Source organism: Terrabacter sp. LjRoot27 (assembly GCF_964254175.1).
GTDB lineage: Bacteria > Actinomycetota > Actinomycetes > Actinomycetales > Dermatophilaceae > Terrabacter.
Window position 1 is genome coordinate 659,155 of the sequence record NZ_CAXUSS020000001.1, and the last position, 18,647, is coordinate 677,801.

The 18,647-nt window shown below is 74.0% G+C and carries 20 protein-coding genes and 1 riboswitch; of the genes, 13 read left to right on the forward strand and 7 right to left on the reverse strand.

What is annotated here, in order from left to right; translation table 11 throughout:
- The first annotated feature begins 110 nt into the window (after positions 1-110).
- Entirely contained in the window at positions 111-1,295 is a 1,185-nt protein-coding gene (locus tag ACSQ2D_RS03025; protein ID WP_435984550.1) for a sensor histidine kinase, read from the forward strand.
- 44 nt (positions 1,296-1,339) lie between these two features.
- Entirely contained in the window at positions 1,340-1,993 is a 654-nt protein-coding gene (locus ACSQ2D_RS03030; protein ID WP_435987805.1) for a response regulator transcription factor, read from the forward strand.
- A 50-nt stretch (positions 1,994-2,043) separates the two neighbouring features.
- On the opposite strand, the gene ACSQ2D_RS03035 is transcribed toward ACSQ2D_RS03030, so the two are convergent.
- On the reverse strand, positions 2,044-2,562 hold the full coding sequence (locus ACSQ2D_RS03035; RefSeq protein WP_435984551.1) for a DUF1918 domain-containing protein: 519 nt from the start codon (positions 2,560-2,562) through the stop codon (positions 2,044-2,046).
- A gap of 133 nt (positions 2,563-2,695) precedes the next feature.
- Between ACSQ2D_RS03035 and ACSQ2D_RS03040 the strand changes: the two genes are divergently transcribed.
- Positions 2,696-3,751 carry a zinc-dependent alcohol dehydrogenase family protein gene (locus ACSQ2D_RS03040; RefSeq protein ID WP_435984552.1) on the forward strand — a complete coding sequence of 352 codons (1,056 nt, stop codon included), beginning with the start codon at positions 2,696-2,698 and terminating at the stop codon, positions 3,749-3,751.
- 49 nt (positions 3,752-3,800) lie between these two features.
- On the opposite strand, the gene ACSQ2D_RS03045 is transcribed toward ACSQ2D_RS03040, so the two are convergent.
- Positions 3,801-4,259 (reverse strand): DUF4235 domain-containing protein, encoded by a 459-nt coding sequence (locus ACSQ2D_RS03045; protein WP_435984553.1) that lies wholly within the window; start codon positions 4,257-4,259, stop codon positions 3,801-3,803.
- Positions 4,260-4,332: 73 nt separating this feature from the next.
- Positions 4,333-4,448: riboswitch (TPP riboswitch) on the forward strand.
- Positions 4,449-4,537: 89 nt separating this feature from the next.
- Here ACSQ2D_RS03045 and ACSQ2D_RS03050 point away from each other — a divergent pair.
- The 7 genes from ACSQ2D_RS03050 to ACSQ2D_RS03080 all read left to right on the forward strand — a co-directional run bounded on the left by ACSQ2D_RS03050 (position 4,538) and on the right by ACSQ2D_RS03080 (position 12,240).
- The gene (locus ACSQ2D_RS03050; RefSeq protein ID WP_435984554.1) at positions 4,538-5,152 is read left to right on the forward strand and encodes an ECF transporter S component; all 615 of its coding nucleotides are present in this window, start codon (positions 4,538-4,540) and stop codon (positions 5,150-5,152) included.
- Between the two features lie 22 nt (positions 5,153-5,174).
- Positions 5,175-7,505 (forward strand): ATP-binding cassette domain-containing protein, encoded by a 2,331-nt coding sequence (locus ACSQ2D_RS03055; RefSeq protein ID WP_435984555.1) that lies wholly within the window; start codon positions 5,175-5,177, stop codon positions 7,503-7,505.
- A gap of 55 nt (positions 7,506-7,560) precedes the next feature.
- A complete protein-coding gene (locus ACSQ2D_RS03060; protein WP_435984556.1) occupies positions 7,561-8,097 on the forward strand; it encodes a hypothetical protein in 537 nt (178 codons plus the stop codon).
- A 2-nt stretch (positions 8,098-8,099) separates the two neighbouring features.
- A complete protein-coding gene (locus ACSQ2D_RS03065) occupies positions 8,100-8,696 on the forward strand; it encodes a histidine phosphatase family protein (protein ID WP_435984557.1) in 597 nt (198 codons plus the stop codon).
- Positions 8,689-10,245 (forward strand): polyprenol phosphomannose-dependent alpha 1,6 mannosyltransferase MptB, encoded by a 1,557-nt coding sequence (mptB, locus tag ACSQ2D_RS03070; protein WP_435984558.1) that lies wholly within the window; start codon positions 8,689-8,691, stop codon positions 10,243-10,245. Before ACSQ2D_RS03065 ends, mptB begins: the two co-directional genes overlap by 8 nt.
- Positions 10,246-10,321: 76 nt before the next feature.
- The gene (locus tag ACSQ2D_RS03075; RefSeq protein WP_435984559.1) at positions 10,322-10,858 is read left to right on the forward strand and encodes a hypothetical protein; all 537 of its coding nucleotides are present in this window, start codon (positions 10,322-10,324) and stop codon (positions 10,856-10,858) included.
- Positions 10,859-11,025: 167 nt separating this feature from the next.
- Entirely contained in the window at positions 11,026-12,240 is a 1,215-nt protein-coding gene (locus tag ACSQ2D_RS03080; protein ID WP_435987806.1) for a pyridoxal phosphate-dependent aminotransferase, read from the forward strand.
- Between the two features lie 10 nt (positions 12,241-12,250).
- On the opposite strand, the gene ACSQ2D_RS03085 is transcribed toward ACSQ2D_RS03080, so the two are convergent.
- Positions 12,251-12,532, reverse strand: a complete 282-nt coding sequence (locus tag ACSQ2D_RS03085) for a hypothetical protein (RefSeq protein WP_435984560.1) — start codon at positions 12,530-12,532, stop codon at positions 12,251-12,253.
- A gap of 24 nt (positions 12,533-12,556) precedes the next feature.
- Here ACSQ2D_RS03085 and ACSQ2D_RS03090 point away from each other — a divergent pair, with 24 nt between their 5' ends.
- The 3 genes from ACSQ2D_RS03090 (at position 12,557) to ACSQ2D_RS03100 (ending at position 14,551) form a co-directional block, all read left to right on the forward strand.
- Positions 12,557-12,997, forward strand: a complete 441-nt coding sequence (locus tag ACSQ2D_RS03090; protein WP_435984561.1) for a hypothetical protein — start codon at positions 12,557-12,559, stop codon at positions 12,995-12,997.
- Positions 12,998-13,058: 61 nt separating this feature from the next.
- Positions 13,059-14,072, forward strand: a complete 1,014-nt coding sequence (locus ACSQ2D_RS03095; protein ID WP_435984562.1) for an LLM class flavin-dependent oxidoreductase — start codon at positions 13,059-13,061, stop codon at positions 14,070-14,072.
- A 50-nt stretch (positions 14,073-14,122) separates the two neighbouring features.
- Positions 14,123-14,551, forward strand: coding sequence for an OsmC family protein (locus tag ACSQ2D_RS03100; protein WP_435984563.1), 429 nt, complete (start codon positions 14,123-14,125; stop codon positions 14,549-14,551).
- A 15-nt stretch (positions 14,552-14,566) separates the two neighbouring features.
- Here the strand turns inward: ACSQ2D_RS03100 and ACSQ2D_RS03105 are convergent, their stop codons facing one another.
- The 4 genes from ACSQ2D_RS03105 to ACSQ2D_RS03120 all read right to left on the reverse strand — a co-directional run bounded on the left by ACSQ2D_RS03105 (position 14,567) and on the right by ACSQ2D_RS03120 (position 18,626).
- On the reverse strand, positions 14,567-15,490 hold the full coding sequence (locus ACSQ2D_RS03105) for a helix-turn-helix transcriptional regulator (RefSeq protein WP_435984564.1): 924 nt from the start codon (positions 15,488-15,490) through the stop codon (positions 14,567-14,569).
- Positions 15,491-15,590: 100 nt separating this feature from the next.
- The gene (locus ACSQ2D_RS03110) at positions 15,591-16,961 is read right to left on the reverse strand and encodes a L,D-transpeptidase family protein (protein WP_435984565.1); all 1,371 of its coding nucleotides are present in this window, start codon (positions 16,959-16,961) and stop codon (positions 15,591-15,593) included.
- 175 nt (positions 16,962-17,136) lie between these two features.
- The gene (locus tag ACSQ2D_RS03115; protein WP_435984566.1) at positions 17,137-17,583 is read right to left on the reverse strand and encodes a hypothetical protein; all 447 of its coding nucleotides are present in this window, start codon (positions 17,581-17,583) and stop codon (positions 17,137-17,139) included.
- A gap of 314 nt (positions 17,584-17,897) precedes the next feature.
- Positions 17,898-18,626 (reverse strand): TetR/AcrR family transcriptional regulator, encoded by a 729-nt coding sequence (locus ACSQ2D_RS03120; RefSeq protein ID WP_435984567.1) that lies wholly within the window; start codon positions 18,624-18,626, stop codon positions 17,898-17,900.
- Positions 18,627-18,647: the final 21 nt, after the last annotated feature.

Here is an 18,647-nt window from a genome sequence, read left to right on the forward strand (position 1 = left end):
CGCGCTTCGCCGCGTGATCATGGAGACATCCGCCCGACGGACGGCGACGTCCGTCCGGTCTCCGACCACGGTCTGACGACCCGACCCCACGGCCCTCGTAGGCTCGGGGCGTGAGCGAGGGGAGCGTCTACGACTGGCTGCAGCGCCGGCCGCTGCTCCTCGACGTCCCGCTCGCCGTCTTCCTCGCGCTGCTCGGCCTCGTCGTGCTCGGTGAGGGCCAGGGCATCGGCTGGGCCGTCGTCGGCCTCTCCAACCTCGCGCTCATCTGGAGGCGGACCCACCCGGCCACGGCGTTCGCCGTCGTCAGCATCGCGCTCGCGATCCGGGTCGTCCCGACGAGCAACCTGCTCCCCGGCGACATCGCCTTCCTCGTCGCGCTCTACTCGCTGGCCGCCTACGACCGTCGCCGCGGCGTGCGCCTCGCCGGCCTCGGCGTCGCCGCGCTCGGGTCGGCCATCGCCGGCGTTCGGTTCTCGGCCGTCAGCGGCCGCGTGCCCGGTCCCGGCGAGTTCCTCTTCACCTTCGTCGCCTGCGCCGCGGCCTCGCTCGCGGCATGGGCCCTCGGCGACCTCAAGCGCGCCCGCCGCCAGCGCCTCGCGGACCTCGAGGACCGCGCCGAGCGGGTCGAGCGCGAGCGCGAGCAGGCGCTGCGGCTCGCCGCCCAGCAGGAGCGCGCGGCCATCGCCCGCGAGATGCACGACGTCGTGGCGCACGCCCTGTCGGTCATCGTCGTGCAGGCCGACGGCGCCGCGTATGCCGCCGAGCGCAGTCCCGAGGGCGCGCTCGCCCGGTCGGTGGGTGCGCTCGAGACCATCGGCTCGACGGCCCGGGACGCCCTGACCGAGACCCGCCGTCTGGTCGGCGTGCTGCGCGACCCCGAGTCGGGCGTCGAGCTCGCCCCGACCGGTGGGGTGGACCAGCTCGACGACCTCGTCGCGGGCGTCCGTGCGGCCGGGGTGCCGGTGACCCTGACGGTCCGGGGCGCCGAGCGCGCGCGGCCCGTGGGACTCGACCTCGCGGCATACCGCGTCGTCCAGGAGGCGCTCACCAACGTCATCAAGCACGCCGGTCCCGGCGCGAGCGCCGTCGTCGACGTCGAGCAGACCGAGGACCTGCTGCGGATCTCGGTGTGCGACGACGGGGTCGGCCCGCGCAGCGTCGACGACGGTCGCGGCCACGGGCTGCCGGGCATGCGCGAGCGGGTCGCCGTGCACGGTGGCACGCTGACGGCGGGACCGCGGGCGGGTGGCGGCTTCGAGGTGCTCGCGACGATGCCGACGGAGGGGGAGCGGTGACCGAGGTGACGACGGAGCGACCGGTGGACCGGCCGACCCGGGTGATGATCGTCGACGACCAGGCGCTCGTGCGAGCGGGCTTCCGCATGGTGCTCGACGCCGAGCCCGACATCGACGTCGTCGCCGAGTGCGCCGACGGGCTCGCCGCGCTCGACGCGCTGCCGGGTCGTGACGTCGACGTCGTGCTCATGGACATCCGGATGCCGCGGCTCGACGGCATCGAGGCGACCCGCCGGGTCGTCGAGCGGGGCGACACCCCCAAGGTGCTGGTCCTGACGACCTTCGACCTCGACGAGTACGTCTACGCGGCGCTGCGCGCGGGTGCGGCCGGCTTCCTGCTCAAGGACGCCGGCCCGTCGGAGCTGCTCTCGGCGATCCGGGCCGTGCACACCGGCGACGCCGTCGTCGCCCCCGGGCCGACCCGACGCCTGCTCGACCGCTTCCTCCCCGTGCTCGCGAACCCCGCACAGCCCTCCGGCCTCGAGCGGCTCGACGTCCTCACCGAGCGCGAGCGCGAGGTGCTCGAGGCCGTGGGCAGGGGCCTGAACAACACCGAGATCGCCGCGACGTTCTTCGTCGCCGAGGCCACGGTCAAGACCCACGTCGGGCGCATCCTCGCCAAGCTGGGACTGCGCGACCGGGTGCAGATGGTCGTGCTCGCGTACGAGACCGGCATCGTCCGTGTCGGCGACGCCTGACGCGCCACGTGGAGGCGAGGCGGTGCCGAGTCACGCCGTGCGGCGTCTGCTCAGGTCGTCCTGACGTGGGCCTCCTCGCCCGTGCGCTGCTCGATGTCGCGCTCCGCCGCGACGATGAGCTGGTCGGCGAGGTGGCGCAGGGCCCGGGCGACGGCCACGTCGTCGCCGATCCGGCGGGACGCCGGGTCGTCGGACGCGCGGTGGCTCGAACCCTGGGCGCTCAGGCGGTCGGTGGGGTCCGCGACGAGCACGACGGTCGCCCTCGTGTCGTCGCCGGACTCGAGCAACGAGACCCGGACCTGCCACTCGCGCAGGTGCTGGGTCGGTGCACGGTCCGCCGGCCTCGCCGGCCGGGGCGCGGCGCTCGCCGCCTTGTCGTCACCGGGCACTCCGAGGTGCAGCACCGACCCGGGGCCGGGGTAGATGAGCCCGGTGTGGCCGTCCGCCCAGCGCACGACGAACGGCGGCCCGCCGTCGGCGCCGTGGACCTCGAGCACCTCCCCGTCACGGGTGGGCTCGTCGACGTGCTCTGCCGCGAGCACGATGCGGTCTCCGACGTGTGCTCTCACGATGGCCTCCTCGATCGGTCTCAGACCAGAACAGCACGCGGACGGCGGCGTGCTCAGGGGCGAAGGGCACCGCGGCGCGGGACCTTGGACCCTAGCCGCGCCCCGTGGGCGGGGCGTGGGATGGGGGGACGTCGTGCGCCGGCACGACCGACGGCCCGAGGGAGGCGCCACGAGCACGATGCAGGCGTGGGTCGTCGACGATCCGGGGCCGCTGCGGCGGCACCCGCTCGTCAGGGCCGAGCTGCCGGTCCCGGAGCCCGGCCCCGGCGACGTGCTGGTCCGAGTGCGCGCCTGTGGGGTGTGCCGCACCGACCTGCACGTCGTCACCGGCGACCTGCCACGACACCGGCACCACCTCGTGCCCGGCCACGAGGTGGTGGGCGAGGTGGCTCTCCTCGGCGAGGGCGCCCACCGCTTCGCGCTCGGGGACCGGGTGGGCGTGGCCTGGCTGCGGACCACGTGCGGCGCGTGCCGGTGGTGTCGGTCGGGACGCGAGAACCTCTGCGACGCATCGCGATACACCGGCTGGGACGCCGACGGAGGCTACGCGGAGTGGACCGTCGTGCCCGAGGCGTACGCCTACCGGGTCCCGGCCTCGTTCTCGGACGTCGACGCGGCGCCGCTGCTGTGCGCGGGCATCATCGGCTACCGCTCGCTGCGACGCGCGCAGCTGCCGCCCGGGGGCCGGCTCGGCATCTACGGGTTCGGCGCGAGCGCCCACCTCACGGCTCAGGTCGCCGTCGCGCAGGGGGCGGAGGTGCACGTGCTGACCCGGGGGGTGGGTGCCCGGGCGCTCGCGGCAGAGCTCGGGGCGGCGTCGGTCGGTGGTCCCTACGACGCGCCGCCGGTGCCGCTCGACGCCGCGATCCTCTTCGCACCGGTGGGCGAGCTCGTCCCGGTCGCGCTCGAGGCCCTGGCGCCGGGCGGCACGCTGGCCCTGGCGGGCATCCACCTCAGTGACATCCCCGCGCTCGACTACCAGCGCCACCTCTTCCGCGAGCGGTCCGTGCGCAGCGTCACGAGCAACACGAGGCAGGACGGCGTGGAGTTCCTCCTGCTGGCCGAGCGGTTGCAGCTCCGGGTGGCCACGACGCCGGTCCCCCTCGGAGAGGCCGACCGCGCGCTCCTGGACCTCGAGGCGGGCCGCGTGCACGGGGCTGCGGTGCTCGTGCCGGACGACTCGGGCTGAACCGTCCGGCCTGCGGCGTAACGCGCCGGGCGGGTCCGGCGGCTGAGCGTCAGCGGCCGCCCGCGGCCTTGTCGATGGCCTTCCTCGTCGCCCGCTCGGCCTTCGCCTTGCCCTTGGCGAGCTTCTTCGACGCCTTCTTGTCGGTGGGTGACACCTTCTCGTCCTCGAGCGCCTTGGGCAGGTGCCCGGTCGAGCGACGGTAGTAGCTCGCGGCGCCGCGCTCGACGGCGACCCGAGCCGTCGCCACGGCCATCGACGACAGTGCCGTGAAGAGCACGACGTCACGCGTGCGCTCGCGCTCGAAGTCACCCTTGACGGGCACGTTGCGGCCGGTCGCGAGCTTCCAGCCCTTCTGCGCGGCGTCGGTGGCGATCTTCGTCGCCAGGATGGTCGAGCCGACGCTGAGGATCTTCCACGCGGGGCCGCCGAGGGGCGTGCGCGGCGCTGCGGCGTCCTGGGCCTTGGCCTTCGCCCTCGAGACGGCCTTCTTCGTGTCCTTGGATGCCATGCTGAGACTGTACCCACGGGGCGCGGCGGACCAACGAGTACAGTCGTCCCCACAACTGAAGAGCACCACCCGTTCATCACGACAGGGGAGCGCCCTTAGCGCTGAGAGTGCGGCAGCCAGACGGCAGAGCCGCAGACCCTCGAACCTGCTCCGGTTAGCACCGGCGAAGGAAGTCGGTATTTCTCAGGCCACCGCACGGCATACGTCATCGACGTGTGCCGGCCGGCTGGCTTCCCCCAGGTATCCACACGTATCCACTGGAACCCGGGAGACACACCATGTCCAGCACCATCACCGCGAGCGGTCCGCTTACCCGCTGGCGCACCATCGACCTGCTCACCTGCGCCTTCCTCGGCGTCGCCTTCGGTGTCGCCTACTGGGCCTGGGGGCTCGTCTACGCCGTCCCGTCCGAGGCCGTGTCCGCGGCCTTCCCGCCCCTCGGGGCCCTCTTCAACTGGCCCTGGCTCGTGGCCGGCATCGTCGGGATGCTCATCATCCGGCGCCCCGGCGCGGCCGTCTTCACCGAGCTCCTCGCGGCCGTCGTGTCGGCGCTCATCGGCACGCAGTGGGGCCTGACCACGCTCGTGTCGGGTCTCGTCCAGGGGCTCGGGGTCGAGCTCGGCTTCGCCGTCTTCGCGTATGCCGTCTACAGCTGGGCGCCGCTGCTGCTCGGTGGCTTCCTCGGCGGCGCGTTCGAGGCCGTCTACGAGTGGTACTCCTACTGGACCGACTGGGGCTGGGGCTACAAGATCTCCTACCTGCTCCTGCTCGGCGCCTCGGTCGCGGTCCTCGGCTCGCTCCTCGCCGTCGGCCTGACGCGTCTGCTCGCCGCGGCGGGTGCGCTCAACCCGTTCCCGCCGGGCCAGGAGGTCCGCGAGCAGCGGGCCGTCTGACCGGTTCGAGGTGGACGCGCCGATGGCACGAGAAGCGGAGCACCTCGACGCGCGGTCGTCGTCGGTGTCCTCGGGCCTCGGCGTGCGCGTGGAGGACCTGACGTGGAGACCCTTCGGGCGCTCCCGTCCGGTCCTCGACGGCCTCGACCTCACCCTCGAGCCCGGCGAGCGCGTGCTGCTCGCCGGGCCGAGCGGGTCGGGCAAGTCGACCCTGCTCCGGGCCGTCGCCGGCCTCCTGCTCACCGCGGACGCCGGAGACCTGTCGGGCACGGTGACCGTGGGCGGCCATGCGCCACAGGACGTTCCGGGCTCCGTCGGCCTCGTCCTGCAGGACCCGGGCGCCGGCGTCGTCGCGTCGAGCATCGGTCGTGACGTCGCCTTCGGCCTCGAGAACGTCGTGCTGCCGCGGGACGAGATGCCGTCCCGCGTCACCGCCGCGCTGCGCGAGGTCGGGCTGACGATGCCGGCCGACAGCGCGCCGTCGACCCTGAGCGGGGGCGAGTCCCAGCGGCTCGCGCTCGCGGGGGCGCTCGTCATGGAGCCGTCGGTGCTCCTGCTCGACGAGCCGACGGCGATGCTCGATGCCGACACGGCCACCGACGTGCGGGCCGTCGTGGCCGACGTCGTCGAGCGGCGCGGCCTCACCCTCGTCGTCGTCGAGCACCGGCTCGACGGCTGGCTCGACCTCGTCGACCGGCTCGTCGTCCTCGACGCGGCGGGCTCCGTCGTGGCCGACGGCGAGCCGCGCGCGGTTCTCGCCGGCCACGGGGAGTCCCTTGCGGCGCAGGGGATCTGGGTCCCCGGCGTGCCCGACCCAGAGCCCCTCCGGCTCGACCTCGAGCCGGCTCCGCACGCGGCGGCGGGGCGCGTGCCGCAGGGCCGGGTCGTCGCAACGGCCTCCGACATCCGGGTGGAGCACCGGAGCCGTCGACTGGGGGAGCGGTCCCGCACCACCCTCGCCGTCGACGGCGCCGACCTCGAGGCACGAGCCGGCCGGTCCGTGGCCCTCGTCGGCCCGAGCGGTGCCGGCAAGTCCTCGCTCATGTCCGCGCTCGGCGGTCTCGTCGAGCCGGCCCGCGGCAGCGTCGACGTCGCGCTGCCCCTGACCCCGGCCGGGACCGGCGAGCGTGCAGCAGCGCGCGACCGCCTCGCGCCCCCGCACGAGTGGTCCTCGCTCGACCTCGCGCGCGTCGTCGCGTGGGTGCCGCAGCGCGCGGCGACCTCGCTCGTCGGCCGCACGGTGCGCGACGACGTGCTCACCACCCCGCTCGCGCTCGGGCAGGACCCCGAGACCGCCGGCCGGAGGGCCGACGCGCTGCTCGCCGCTCTCGGTCTCGCGCACCTGGCTCAGGCCGACCCGCGCCAGCTCTCCGGCGGTGAGCAGCGCCGCCTCGCCATGGCGTCGGCCGTCGCGCACGGCCCGGCCCTCGTGCTCGCCGACGAGCCGACCGTCGGGCAGGACCGGCTCACGTGGTCGGCGGTGTCCGGCGTGCTCGCCGCGGCCCGTGACGAGGGTGCGGCCGTCGTCGTCACGACCCACGACCCCGGCGTCGTCGACGACGCCGACGACGTCGTCCGGCTCGCTGCGCCCACCCAGCCGCCGCCCGACCCGGAGCCCGAGCGCCACCCGCTGCTCGCCCGCGTCGGGCCCCTGGCACTGCTCGGTGCGGCCCTGTGCGTCCTGCCCCTGCCGGCCCTGCTCGACACGTGGCGCCAGGGCCTGGCCGTCCTCGCCGTCGAGGTCGTGCTCGGACTCGTCGGCCTCATCGCCCCGGGGCGAGGTCGCGCGCCGGAGGGACGTCTCCGAGGCGTCCTCGCGCGTCTCGCGCCCGCGGCGCTCGCCGTCGCCGGCGTCGCCTGGTCGGCGTGGCTCCTCGGCGGCCGGGACCTCGAGGTCGCCGCGGGGGCCGCGCTGCGCGTGCTCTGCCTGCTCGTGCCCTCGGCCTTCGTCGTCGGCTTCCTCGACCCGGAGGGCCTCGGCGACCACCTCGCCCAGCGGGTCCGGCTCCCGGCCCGTCCCGTCGTCGCGGCGACGGCGGCCCTCCAGCGGCTCCAGTCCTTCGACACCCTCTGGGGCGAGCTCATGACGACCCGTCGCGTGCGCGGCATCCGGGCCGACCGCGGGGTCCTGGCCCGCGGCCGCGAGGCCGTCGTCGTCACCGGCGGGCTCCTCATCGGCGCCCTCGGCCAGGCCTCGACGCTCGCGCTCGCGATGGACGCCCGGGGCTTCGCCGAGGCCCGCCGCCGCACGTGGGCGGGCCCCGCGCCGTGGCGTCTGCCCGACACGCTGGCCCTCGGTGCGGGCCTGCTCGTCGTCGTCGCGGCGGTCGCGGCCCGGCTGACGCTGCCCTGACGCCCTCGCGGGGCACAATGGGCGGCGCACACCTCGCGACAGGAAGGGGCCGCACGTGCCCATGCCAGGCCGACCCCGCCCAGCCACCCGGGTCATCCGGACACCCCGGGCGTATGCCGTCCCGACCCTCGCGCTGGGCCTGTCCGCCTCGCTCGTGCTGGCGCTCGCGGGCTGCGGCCAGCCCGCCCCGTCGTCGCCCGACGACTCCGTGGCCCCGACGGTCAGCGTGCCCGTGCAGCCGACGATCACGGCCGAGACCCCGAGCGACGACGTGCCCGACCCCGTCGACACGACCGAGCCCGGCGACGGCGGCCTCTTCGACGCGGCCTCGAGCCTCACCGGCGCGACGTGCACCCCCGCGGGCGAGTCGTGGAGCTTCACCGGCACCCTCACCAACTCCGACACGCAGGAGCACACCTTCACCGTGGCCGTCTTCATCGTCAAGACCTCCGACGGCTCCGACGTCGCGGGCAAGGAGGTCGAGGTGAGGCTCGCCGCCGGGGCGACCGCGCCGGTCTCCGTCAAGGACTTCCACACCGGACCCAGCAAGGGCGTCGAGTGCCTGAGCGGCGTCACGGTGAAGGGGCTCTGACCGTGCGGCTCTACCTCGTGCGCCACGGCCAGACCCATGCCAACGTCGCCCGCCAGCTCGACACGGCCGTGCCCGGCCTCGACCTCACCGACGAGGGCCGCGCGCAGGCGCGGGACCTCGCCGACCGGCTCGGCGGCGAGGACCTCGGGGCGATCTACACCTCCGACCTCGTGCGCACCCAGCAGACCGCGGCGCCGCTCGCCGAGATGCTCGGCCTCGGCATGGTCGTGCTCCCCGGGCTGCGCGAGATCCAGGCCGGCGACTACGAGATGTCGACCGAGTGGCAGCCCTACATCGACGCCGTCATCCGCTGGCGCGACGAGCCCCACCACACGATCCCCGGCGGCGACAGCGGGGCCGGCTTCATGGAGCGCTACGACGCGGCGATCGCCCGCATCGCCTCCGACGGCCACGAGTCCGCCGTCGCCGTGAGCCACGGGGCCGCCATGCGCGTGTGGTGCTCGGCCTCGCTCGGGCTGCCCGCCGACTTCTTCGACGGCCGCCGGCTCGACAACGCGCACGTCGTGACGATGGAGGGCGACCCCGAGGCCGGGTGGCGCCTGCTCGCGTGGGGCGACGAACCGGTCACGCATGGCTGAGCCGCGACGCGCCGGCACCGCCGGCACGTGGCGCTGGGCGGGCGCCGTCGGCGGGGTCGTGCTCGCGGCCGCCTCGTGGGGCTCGGGCGCCCTGCCGCGACCCAACACCGGCGTGCTCTGGCCGGGCGTCGCCTGGTGGACGCCCAAGGGTGGCTCGCCCCTGCTCGCCACGGTCGCGGTGCTCGCGATGGGCCTGCTCGTCCTCGCCTGGTGGCGGCTGCGCGACGCCGACGTGTCGGTGCACTGGTGGTGGGTGACCATCGCCCTGTGGTTCGCGCCGCTCGTCGCGGCGATGCCGCTCTACAGTCGGGACCTCTACTCCTACGCCGCCCAGGGCCTGCTCTGGGACCAGGGCCTCAGCCCCTACGACCACGTCGTCCGTGAGCTCGACTCGCCGTGGCGCGGCTCGACGGCGCCGACCTGGCTCGACAGCCCGACGCCCTACGGGCCCGTGTGGCTGCTCCTCGCCCGGGCGGTCGCCTCGGTCTCGGGCGAGCTGTGGGTCGCGCTCCTGCTCCTGCGGCTGCTCGCCGTGGCGGGGGTCGCCGTCATGGCGTGGGCCGTGCCCGACATCGCCCGCCGGATCGGCTGGTCACCCGTGCGGGCGCTCTGGCTCGGCGTCGCGGTGCCCCTCGTCGGCGCGCACTTCGTCGGGGGAGCCCACAACGACGCCCTCATGGTGGCGGCGGTGCTCGGCGGCCTCGCCCTCGCGCTGCGCGGGCGCTTCGTGATCGCGTGCGTCGTCATCGCCCTCGGGGCCATGGTCAAGGTCACCGCCGTCGTCGCGCTGCCGTTCGTCGTCATCCTCTGGGCACGCCACGGCGCGACCGCGCGGTCCGCGGGGACCGGCGGGACGGCATACGCCCGCTGGGGTGACGTCGTGCGTGCCGGCGCCCTGACGCTGCTGTGCTCCGGCGTCCCCATGGCCCTCGGCGGGGTCGTGACGGGTCTCGGGTTCTCGTGGCTCAACCCGACGGGGACCCCGGGCAAGAACGAGCAGTGGACGTCGCTGCCGACCGCCGTCGGGATCGCCGTCGGTGCGGTCGGTCACCTGCTCGGCCACGACGAGTGGCGCGACGCCGGCATCGCGACCGCGCGGGCCGTGGGGCTCGTCGTGCTCGCCCTGCTCCTCGTCCTCGTCTGGCTCGCGGCGCTCAAGCCGGCGGACACCCGGGGTCTGGCCGCGGAGGACGCCGCGGCCGAGCCACGCCTGCGCCCGGTGCGGGGCATCGCCTGGGCCATGCTCGCCGTCGTCGTCCTCGCCCCCGTCTTCCTCGGGTGGTACTACCTCTGGGCGCTCCCGCTCTTCGCCGTGTCGCTCGGCGCCCTGTGGCAGGAGCGGCTCGAGCGGCCCCTCGCCGTCGTCGCGACCGTCGTCTGCTTCGCGACCCTCCCCGAGGGCTACAGCCTCGGCCTGACGACGACGGCCCTCGGGGTCCCGCTCGCCCTCGTCGTCCTCGTGCTGCTGCTGCGGCGCGGCCTGCGCACCGCCCGCCGTACCGACTGGCGCCACCTGCTCGACCTCGACCGGCCCCTCGTCCGTCGCTGAGGCCGCCGGGGTCACGGATCGGCGACAGTTGCCGTGGTCCCTGACAGAGCGGGGCCGGGTGCCCGACACTGTCCCGGTGAGTGACTCCGGCTTCGTCGACGAGGCCCCCACCGGCGCCCCTGACGGCGCCCCCGACGGCGCCCCTGAACGAGCCCGCGCCCCCCGGAGCCGGCGACGTCCCGGCCCGGCCGCCATCGTCTTCGTCGTGCTCGTCGTCGGCCTGCTGGCCTTCGGCGGCTGGGCCTGGTCGAGCCGCGCCCACGCCGACGACGTCGCCGCCTACGAGTCCCTCGCGCGCGAGGTCGAGGAGCTCGACCGTTCGATGGTCCCGCTCGGCCACAGCGAGCTGCCGCCCTGCCGCGAGGGCGTCGACGGGCGCATCACCCGCACCTACCCGCCCTCGACCGGGCCGCAGGCCGCCGAGCTCGTCGGCTACCTCGAGCAGAAGGGCTGGACGCAGGGGACCGCCGTGCCGCCCGTCGTCGCCCACCTGACCCGCGTCGAGGACGGCCACGTCCTGACGGTCGACGTCGCTGCCGGCGCGCTCAACCAGCTCGTCGCGTCCCTGACGGCCAGCAGTCCGGGCTCCGCCGTCGGCTGCCTCGGCCGCTAGCCACCGCGCCCACTCGAGTGAGCGCCCGACCCCACTCGAGTGAGCGCCCGGACCCCGTCGAGTGGCCTCGTCGTCACACCCGTCCCACGCGCGACGTGACCGACGTGACGGGCCACATGGTGGGAATGACGCAGCCCGCGGCATACGCCGGTGGGACGCTGGTCCACATGCGCGCGGTGACCCAGAGCAAGAAGCTCCAGAACGTCTGTTACGAGATCCGTGGTCCCGTCCTGGCCGAGGCCAAGCGGCTCGAGGACGAGGGGCACCGCATCCTCAAGCTCAACATCGGCAACCCGGCGCCGTTCGGCTTCGAGGCGCCCGAGGACATCCTCGTCGACGTCATCCAGGAGCTGCCGACGGCGCAGGGCTACAGCGACAGCAAGGGCATCCTCTCGGCCCGGCGCGCCGTCAAGCAGCACTACGAGGTGCGCGACTTCCCGCCCGTCGGCGTGGAGGACATCTACCTCGGCAACGGCGTCAGCGAGCTCATCGTCATGGCGATGCAGGGACTGCTCGACAATGACGACGAGGTGCTCATCCCCGCGCCGGACTACCCGCTGTGGACCGCGGCCGCGAGCCTCGCCGGCGGCAACGCTGTCCACTACGTCTGCGACGAGCAGGCCGGCTGGGCGCCCGACCTCGACGACATCCGCAGCAAGGTCACCGACCGCACGCGCGCCATCGTCGTCATCAACCCGAACAACCCGACGGGCGCCGTCTACCCGCGGGAGGTCCTCGAGGCCATCGCGCAGGTCGCCCGCGAGCACGAGCTGATCATCATGGCCGACGAGATCTACGACAAGATCCTCTACGACGGTGCGACGCACACCTCGATCGCGGCCCTGGCGCCCGACCTGCTCTGCCTCACCTTCAACGGCCTCTCCAAGGCCTACCGCGTCGCCGGCTTCCGCTCCGGCTGGCTCGTCATCACCGGGCCCAAGGAGCACGCGCGCAACTACCTCGAGGGCCTCGACATCCTCGCCAACATGCGGCTGTGCGCCAACGTGCCGGCCCAGCACGCGATCCAGGTCGCGCTCGGCGGCTACCAGTCGATCAACGAGCTGATCCTCCCCGGCGGCCGGCTCCTCGAACAGCGCAACGTCGCGTGGGAGCTGCTGAACGCCATCCCGGGCGTCTCGGTCACCAAGCCCGAGGGGGCGCTCTACCTCTTCCCGCGGCTCGACCCGAAGGTCCACGACATCCGCGACGACGAGCGCTTCGCCCTCGACCTGCTGCGTGACCAGAAGATGCTCATCGTGCACGGCACGGGCTTCAACTGGGCGACGCCCGACCACTTCCGGCTCGTCTTCCTGCCGCGCGTCGAGGACCTCGAGGACGCCGTCGGCCGCCTCGAGAAGTTCCTCTCGACGTACTCCCAGTAGGAGGGTCGGGTCAGCGCGAGGTGGCCCACCACTTGAGGAGCAGGCCGAGCACGATGCCCCACACGACGGTGAGCAGCAGGCTGATGCCGGCGGCGAGCAGCGCCGGCCGGCGACCGCCCGGCTCGCGGCGCGCGAGGCTGATCCCGGCGAGCGCCAGCCCGAGCAGCTGCGGCAGGAAGACGAACCCGAGGACGACCGCCGACAGCGACGCGACGACCGCACCCCGGGCGATGGGCGCCTCGGCGGCCAGCCGCGCGGACGCGGCGTCGTGGGGACGATCGGGCTCGCTCACGCGTTCAGGGTAACGATGAACGCGATGACACCAGCGCACGCTCCGCGGCCGTATGCCGTCCGGCCGGCTCCGCGCCGGGCGCTCGCTGCGGGGGCCGCCCTCCTCGTCGTCCTGTCCCTGGCCGCGTGCGGTGGGTCGGACCCGACGCTCGGCGACCTGCCGGCGGGGGTCGCGGACGCACGGCCGAGCATCTCGGCGCAGGAGGCGCAGTTCGTCCTCGCCGCGCAGCAGCTGGGGGCGGCGGTCACCGGTGCCACCGTCGACGACGACATCGAGACCGGGACGACGACGTGCTGGGCGCTGAAGAACGGCGGCGTCGAGCTGGCCCAGATCGCCGTCGACGACGACGACTTGCCCCTGCCCAACACCGGTGACGCGCTGCGCACCAAGCAGCTCATGGCCGCGGGCGTGCAGGCGTTCTGCCCCGACTACGACGACCAGGTGTCCCAGCTCGACCTGCCCTGAACGGGAGCCGGGCCGATCGGTCGGCGGAATACCCGGACCGGCGCGGCCCGTTGGCACCCACGTGAGTCCTGCCCCGAGAGCCCAGCTGAACATCCTCGACCTCGTGCCCGTCCTCGACGGCGGCACCGCCGGCGAGGCGATCGCCTCGACGGTCGACATCGCCCGGCACGCTGAGAAGTGGGGCTACCAGCGCTACTGGATGGCGGAGCACCACAACATGCGCGGCGTCGCGTCGAGCTCGACGGCGGTCCTCATCGGCCACGTCGCCGACCAGACCGAGACGATCCGCGTCGGCGCCGGCGGGATCATGCTGCCCAACCACGCGCCGTACGTCGTCGCGGAGCAGTTCGGCACCCTCGCGACGATCCACCCGGGACGCATCGACCTCGGGCTCGGCCGCGCCCCGGGCACCGATCCCTTCACGACCCGCGCGCTGCGCCGCAACGAGGCCGCCGCGATGAACTTCGCCGGCGAGGTCGAGGAGCTCATCGGCTACCTCGGCGACCCGGACCAGGACGCCAAGGTCCGCGCGATCCCCGGCGAGGGCACCCACGTGCCGATCTGGATCCTCGGCTCGAGCCACGGCGGCGCCCAGGTGGCCGCCGCACTCGGCCTGCCCTACTCCTTCGCCTCGCACTTCGCGCCGGCCGCGCTGATGAGCGCGCTCGAGGTCTACCGCTCGCGCTTCACCCCGTCGACGGAGCCCGGCGGGCTCGACGCGCCGCGCTCGATGGCCGGCGTCAACGTCATGGTCGCCGACACGACGGCCGAGGCCGAGCGCCTCTTCACGAGCGTGCTCCAGCGTTTCCACGGCATCGTCACCGGCCGCCGCGCCGGCCTGCCCGAGCCCGAGGGCGACATCGCGGGCCTCATGGCGCAGTGGTCGCCGGCCGAGCGCCAGGCCGTCAGCGAGATGACCCGCGTGTCGCTCGTCGGCACGCCCGACGAGGTGCGCGACGGGCTCGCCGGCTTCGTCGAGGCCACCGGCGTCGACGAGGTCATCGTCACGTGCGGTGCCCACGACCACGAGGCCCGGCTGCGCTCCTACGAGCTGCTCGCCGATGCCTGGCTCTGAGCGCCGGACGCGACGAGCCACCGACCCCGACGTCTGAGAGGCTGAACAGCATGACCGAGAGAGACCCGAAGGACCTGCGCCGCGTCACCCTGACCCGCGACAGCGTCGGCCGCTACACCGCCCGCAACGACCGCGGCGGCTCGATCAGCCTCAGCTCCGGCACCGACGAGCTCTCGCCGGTCGAGCTGCTCCTGGCCGCCATCGCCGGGTGCACCGCGGTCGACGTCGACACCGTGACGACGCGCCGCGCCGAGCCCGAGCAGTTCGAGATCGAGGTGACGGCCGACAAGGTCAAGGACGAGCACGGCAACCACCTCGAGGACATCGAGGTGCGCTTCCGCGTCCGCTTCCCCGAGGGCGACGGCGGTGACGCCGCGCGCGAGATGCTGCCCAAGCTCGTCAAGCGCTCGCACGACGAGTGGTGCACCGTGAGCCGCACCGTCGAGCTCGGCACGAAGGTCGCGACCTCCGTCGAGTGACCGCGGGGTGTGCCGTCAGGCTCGGTGGGCGGCGTCGAGCCACTCGATGGGGTCGCCCCACCCGAGCCGCGTGACACCGTGCTTGTCGAGCGCCCGCACCGCGAGGGTGCGCCGGTGCGCGGCGAACGTCAGCACGTGGGCGACCATCGCTCCGTAGGAGCACACGTAGGGCGGGTCGCACGACGCGTCGACGAAGACGTCGTCGAGACGGCCCTGCTCGATCGCGTCGCGCACGTGGCCGACGAAGACGGGCGCAGCCTCCGCGAGGCGGCGTCTCGCCGACGTCAGCGACTCGTGCTCCTCGAGCGAGAAGTCGTACTCGCGGCTCGCCATCGTCGCGTTCCACATCGCCATCTGGCCCACGAGCCGGCTGACGATGCGGCGCAGCGTCGACGGGTCGGGGTCGTCGTCGACGCCCACGACGATCACCTCGTCGAGCTGCTCGTCGGTGAGCTGACCGGCGCACTCGATGAGCTGGCCGGTCAGCCAGATGTGGTGCTCGACCATCCTCTGCACGAGGTCCATGGCCGTGACCTTTCGCTGGGCCGGGAGGCGTATGCCGCCCGGCGGGTGGAAGTGGATGTCGTTGGCCGCCTCGAGACGGATCGTCCCCGGACGTCCGCGCCACGCGCTCGGTGTCGTGCCGTAGGCGCGGCGGAACGCCCGCGTGAAGGCCTCGTGCGAGCCGTAGCCCGCCTCGACGGCGATGTCGAGGACGGAGCGGCGGCTCGCCGCCAGGCGGTAGGCCGAGCGCTCGAGCAGCACCCTGCGGCGCAGGGAGCGCGGCGCCTCACCGGCGCCCGCGCTGACGATGCGGTCGAGGTGGAACCGTGACAGGTGCAGCCGGCCCGCGATCTGCTCACCGGTCAGGTCGGGCTCGTCGAGGGTGTCGACGAGCACGTCCAGCCAGGCGCTGAAGGTGTCACGGGGTCCGGTCACGTCACGATCCTGTGTGACCGGGCCACCCGCATACCTGATCGGGTTTGCTCTGCTGACACGGCCGCTCGCTCCATCGCCCAGCCACACTGACGGCTCGGGCTCAGTGGTAGACGACGACCTTGTCGCCGATGCGCACCTTGAAGAAGAGCGCCTTGACCTGGGCGTAGTCGGCGATGTTGACGCAGCCGTGGCTGGCGCTGGCGTAGCCGAGACGGGCGAAGTTCGACGAGTAGTGCACGGCCTGGCCGCCGGAGAAGAACATCGAGTAGGGCATCGGCGTGAAGTAGAGGTTGGAGATGACGTACTCGTACTTGCGGGAGACGCTGAAGGTGCCCTCGCGCGTCTCGGCCCCGGGGCGGCCGAAGCGGGCCCACATGGCGGTCTGCGGCTTGCCGTCGAGGACCCACGTCAGGGTCCGGGTGGCCTTGTCGACGCACATGACCCGGCCCGAGCGGCAGCGCTTGTCGAGCGAGGCGAGCGTCGGCACGAGCGGGCGCAGGCCCGCGTAGTAGCGGTGCTTGTCGAAGGTGCCGGGCGTGTACGTGAGGGCCCGCAGGCGTGCCCACGTGCGGCTGTCGACGACACCCGACTGCGGCAGGTCGTAGAGGCGCTGGAAGGCGAGCACCTTCTGGCCGAGCGTCCAGCCGTAGACGCCGGAGTACGCATACGGCCACAGCGCCTTGGCGCCCAGACGGCGCTGGAGCTCGCGCACGTTGGCGACGGGCGCGGTCGTGGCGATCGTGACCGGGGTCGCCGTCACCGCCACGAGCCGGGACCAGGTGCGCTGGTCGAGGACGCCGGACTGGGGCAGGTCGTAGGCGTGCTGGAAGGACAGCACCCGCTGGCCCAGGGTCCAGCCGTAGTAGCCGGAGATCCGCAGGGTCCACCAGGACGGCTTGACGATGCGCAGGCGGACCTGGAGGTCCTTGACGAGGTTGCCCGATGCGCCCTCGGTGGCGAGGGTCCGCGTGGCGGTGAGCGCGACGAGCCGGTCCCACGTGCGCTGGTCGACGACGCCGGACTCCGGTAGCGACTGGTCGCGCTGGAAGGCGAGAACGCCCTGGCCGAGCGTCCAGCCGTAGTAGCCCGAGATGGCGTACGTCCAGTAGGAGGCCTTGACGAGGCGCAGCCGTACCTGGAGGTCCTCCACCTTCCAGCCGGAGCTGCCGGCGGGGATGACGACGGGGCTCGGCGCGGGCGGCGGCGGGGTCGTCGTGGTCGGGACGGAGGTCGTCGGCGCCGCGGTGGTGGTCGTCGTGCTCGACGGGGACGTCGTGGTCGTCGTCGTGGTTGCGGTCGTCGTGGTCGTCTCGGTCGACGTGCTCTCGGCGGTGGAGCCGGTCGAGGACGAGGTGCCGGGTGGCGTCGGCGTGCCGGTCAGGTCGTCGGCGCGGGCGGCCGGTGCCGTGGCGGCGAGTGCGATGACCGCGAGCGCGGCAGCGACGCTGCCCACCGTGCGATTCCTGTCCATGCGGATGGTCCTCATGGTGTCCCCTGGTGTCCTGACCGCGCGACGGCGGGTGTGGGTCGGCGCGGTCGCGCCCTTCATTGTGGCAGGCGAACCGCGCTTTGGCGCGGCGTGCCGTCACTCTCCAGACGCGTCGGCGCGCCGGAAGGTTGTCGTGGTCCCGCGACGGCTCCGGGGGTCAGGCGCCGTCGAGGCGACGCACCGTGAGGATCTGCTCGGCGCGCCCGACCGGGCCGCGCTCGTCGTGCAACGTCGTCGACGTCAGCCCGAGGCCCGTCGGCCCCATCGTCACCCGGGTGTCGAAGCCGACCCACCCGCGCACCGGCTCGCGGAAGAGGTGCACGCTGAGGTCGACGTTCGGGAACATCCACGCCCGCGGCGAGACGCGCACGGCGATGCCGTTGGCCGTGTCGGCCAGGCGCACGAGATCGGCTGTGGGAGAGCAGGTCTCGCCGTGGACGAGTGGGTTGAGGGCGCGGATCCAGGCACGGGTCCGGCCCGGGCGGCGCTCGGCGTCGACCCGGAACTCGAGTCCCTCGATGTAGCCGCCCTCCCACGTGTCGGCCCCGGCCCAGGGCTGCATCTCGTCGGGCCCGGGGATCGGCTCGAGCTCGACGCCGGCCACCGGCTCGGAGTCGTGCGCACCTCGACGCGGCTCGGCCGCGCCGGGATCATGCCGAGGATGTCGAAGGAGATGCGCGCCAGCTGCATCCCCTCGCGCGGCTCGTGCAGGTCGATCTCGTGGGCGAGGATGCCGCTGACCGGCGCCATGTGCTGCTCGTCGTCGCGCCAGGCGCCCTGCACGTGGACGGTCGGGGCGTAGAGGCCGCGGTCCAGCCGGCGGTAGAAGGCGGGAGTGTCGCGGTCGAGCCCGGCGCCGGCGCCGGTGCGGACGCCGGTGCCGGTGCTGTCGCGGGTCTCGCTCGTCACCGGTCCACCCTAGGTGCCGCTCCGGGGGAGTCCGGCAGCGAGCCCGTCGAGCAGCACGGCGAGGCCGAACACGTGGGCGGCGTGGGCGTCGGCAGCGGCGTTCGTGGCCGCGCCGGCGGCCTCGCCGACTCGGCTCGCGAGGGGGAAGCGCTCCTCGATCCCCAAGGCGGCGAGCTCGGCGCCCTCCCTGGCCCACCACTGCTCCGGGGTCTCCTCGCGGCGCTCTGCGCGGGCCGCCTCGAGGGCCCGGGCGGACGACCGGACGAAGGTGAGCACGAGGGCGAGCGCCTGGTCCTTGGCGGCGTCGTCGAGGGGCAGCGGCTCGACGGCGGCGAGCTCGCGCTCGTACTTGCCGAGGGTGCCGGGGCCGAGGACGGCGCGCTCGGTCTCGACGTCCGCCAGCCACGGGTGACGGGCCATGAGTGCGAGGTTCTCGTCGGCGACCTGCTCGACCCGGGCCCTCCACGAGCCGGCCAGCGGCTGCCACTCCATGTCGAGCCGGCACTGGTCGACCATGAGGTCGAGCAGCTGTGCCTTGTTCTCGACGTGACCGTAGAGGGTCATGACCCCGACCCCGAGGCGCTCGGCGATCCGGCGCAGCGAGATGTCGTGCAGGCCACGGACGTCGGCCTCGTGGATGCCGGCGTCGACGACGGCGTCGACGGTGATGGTCGGTCGCCGTCCGGGCCGGGTGGGCAGCGGGTGCTCGCGCCGCCAGAGCAGCTGGACGGTGCCCATGGGCCACCCCGTTCGTCTCGC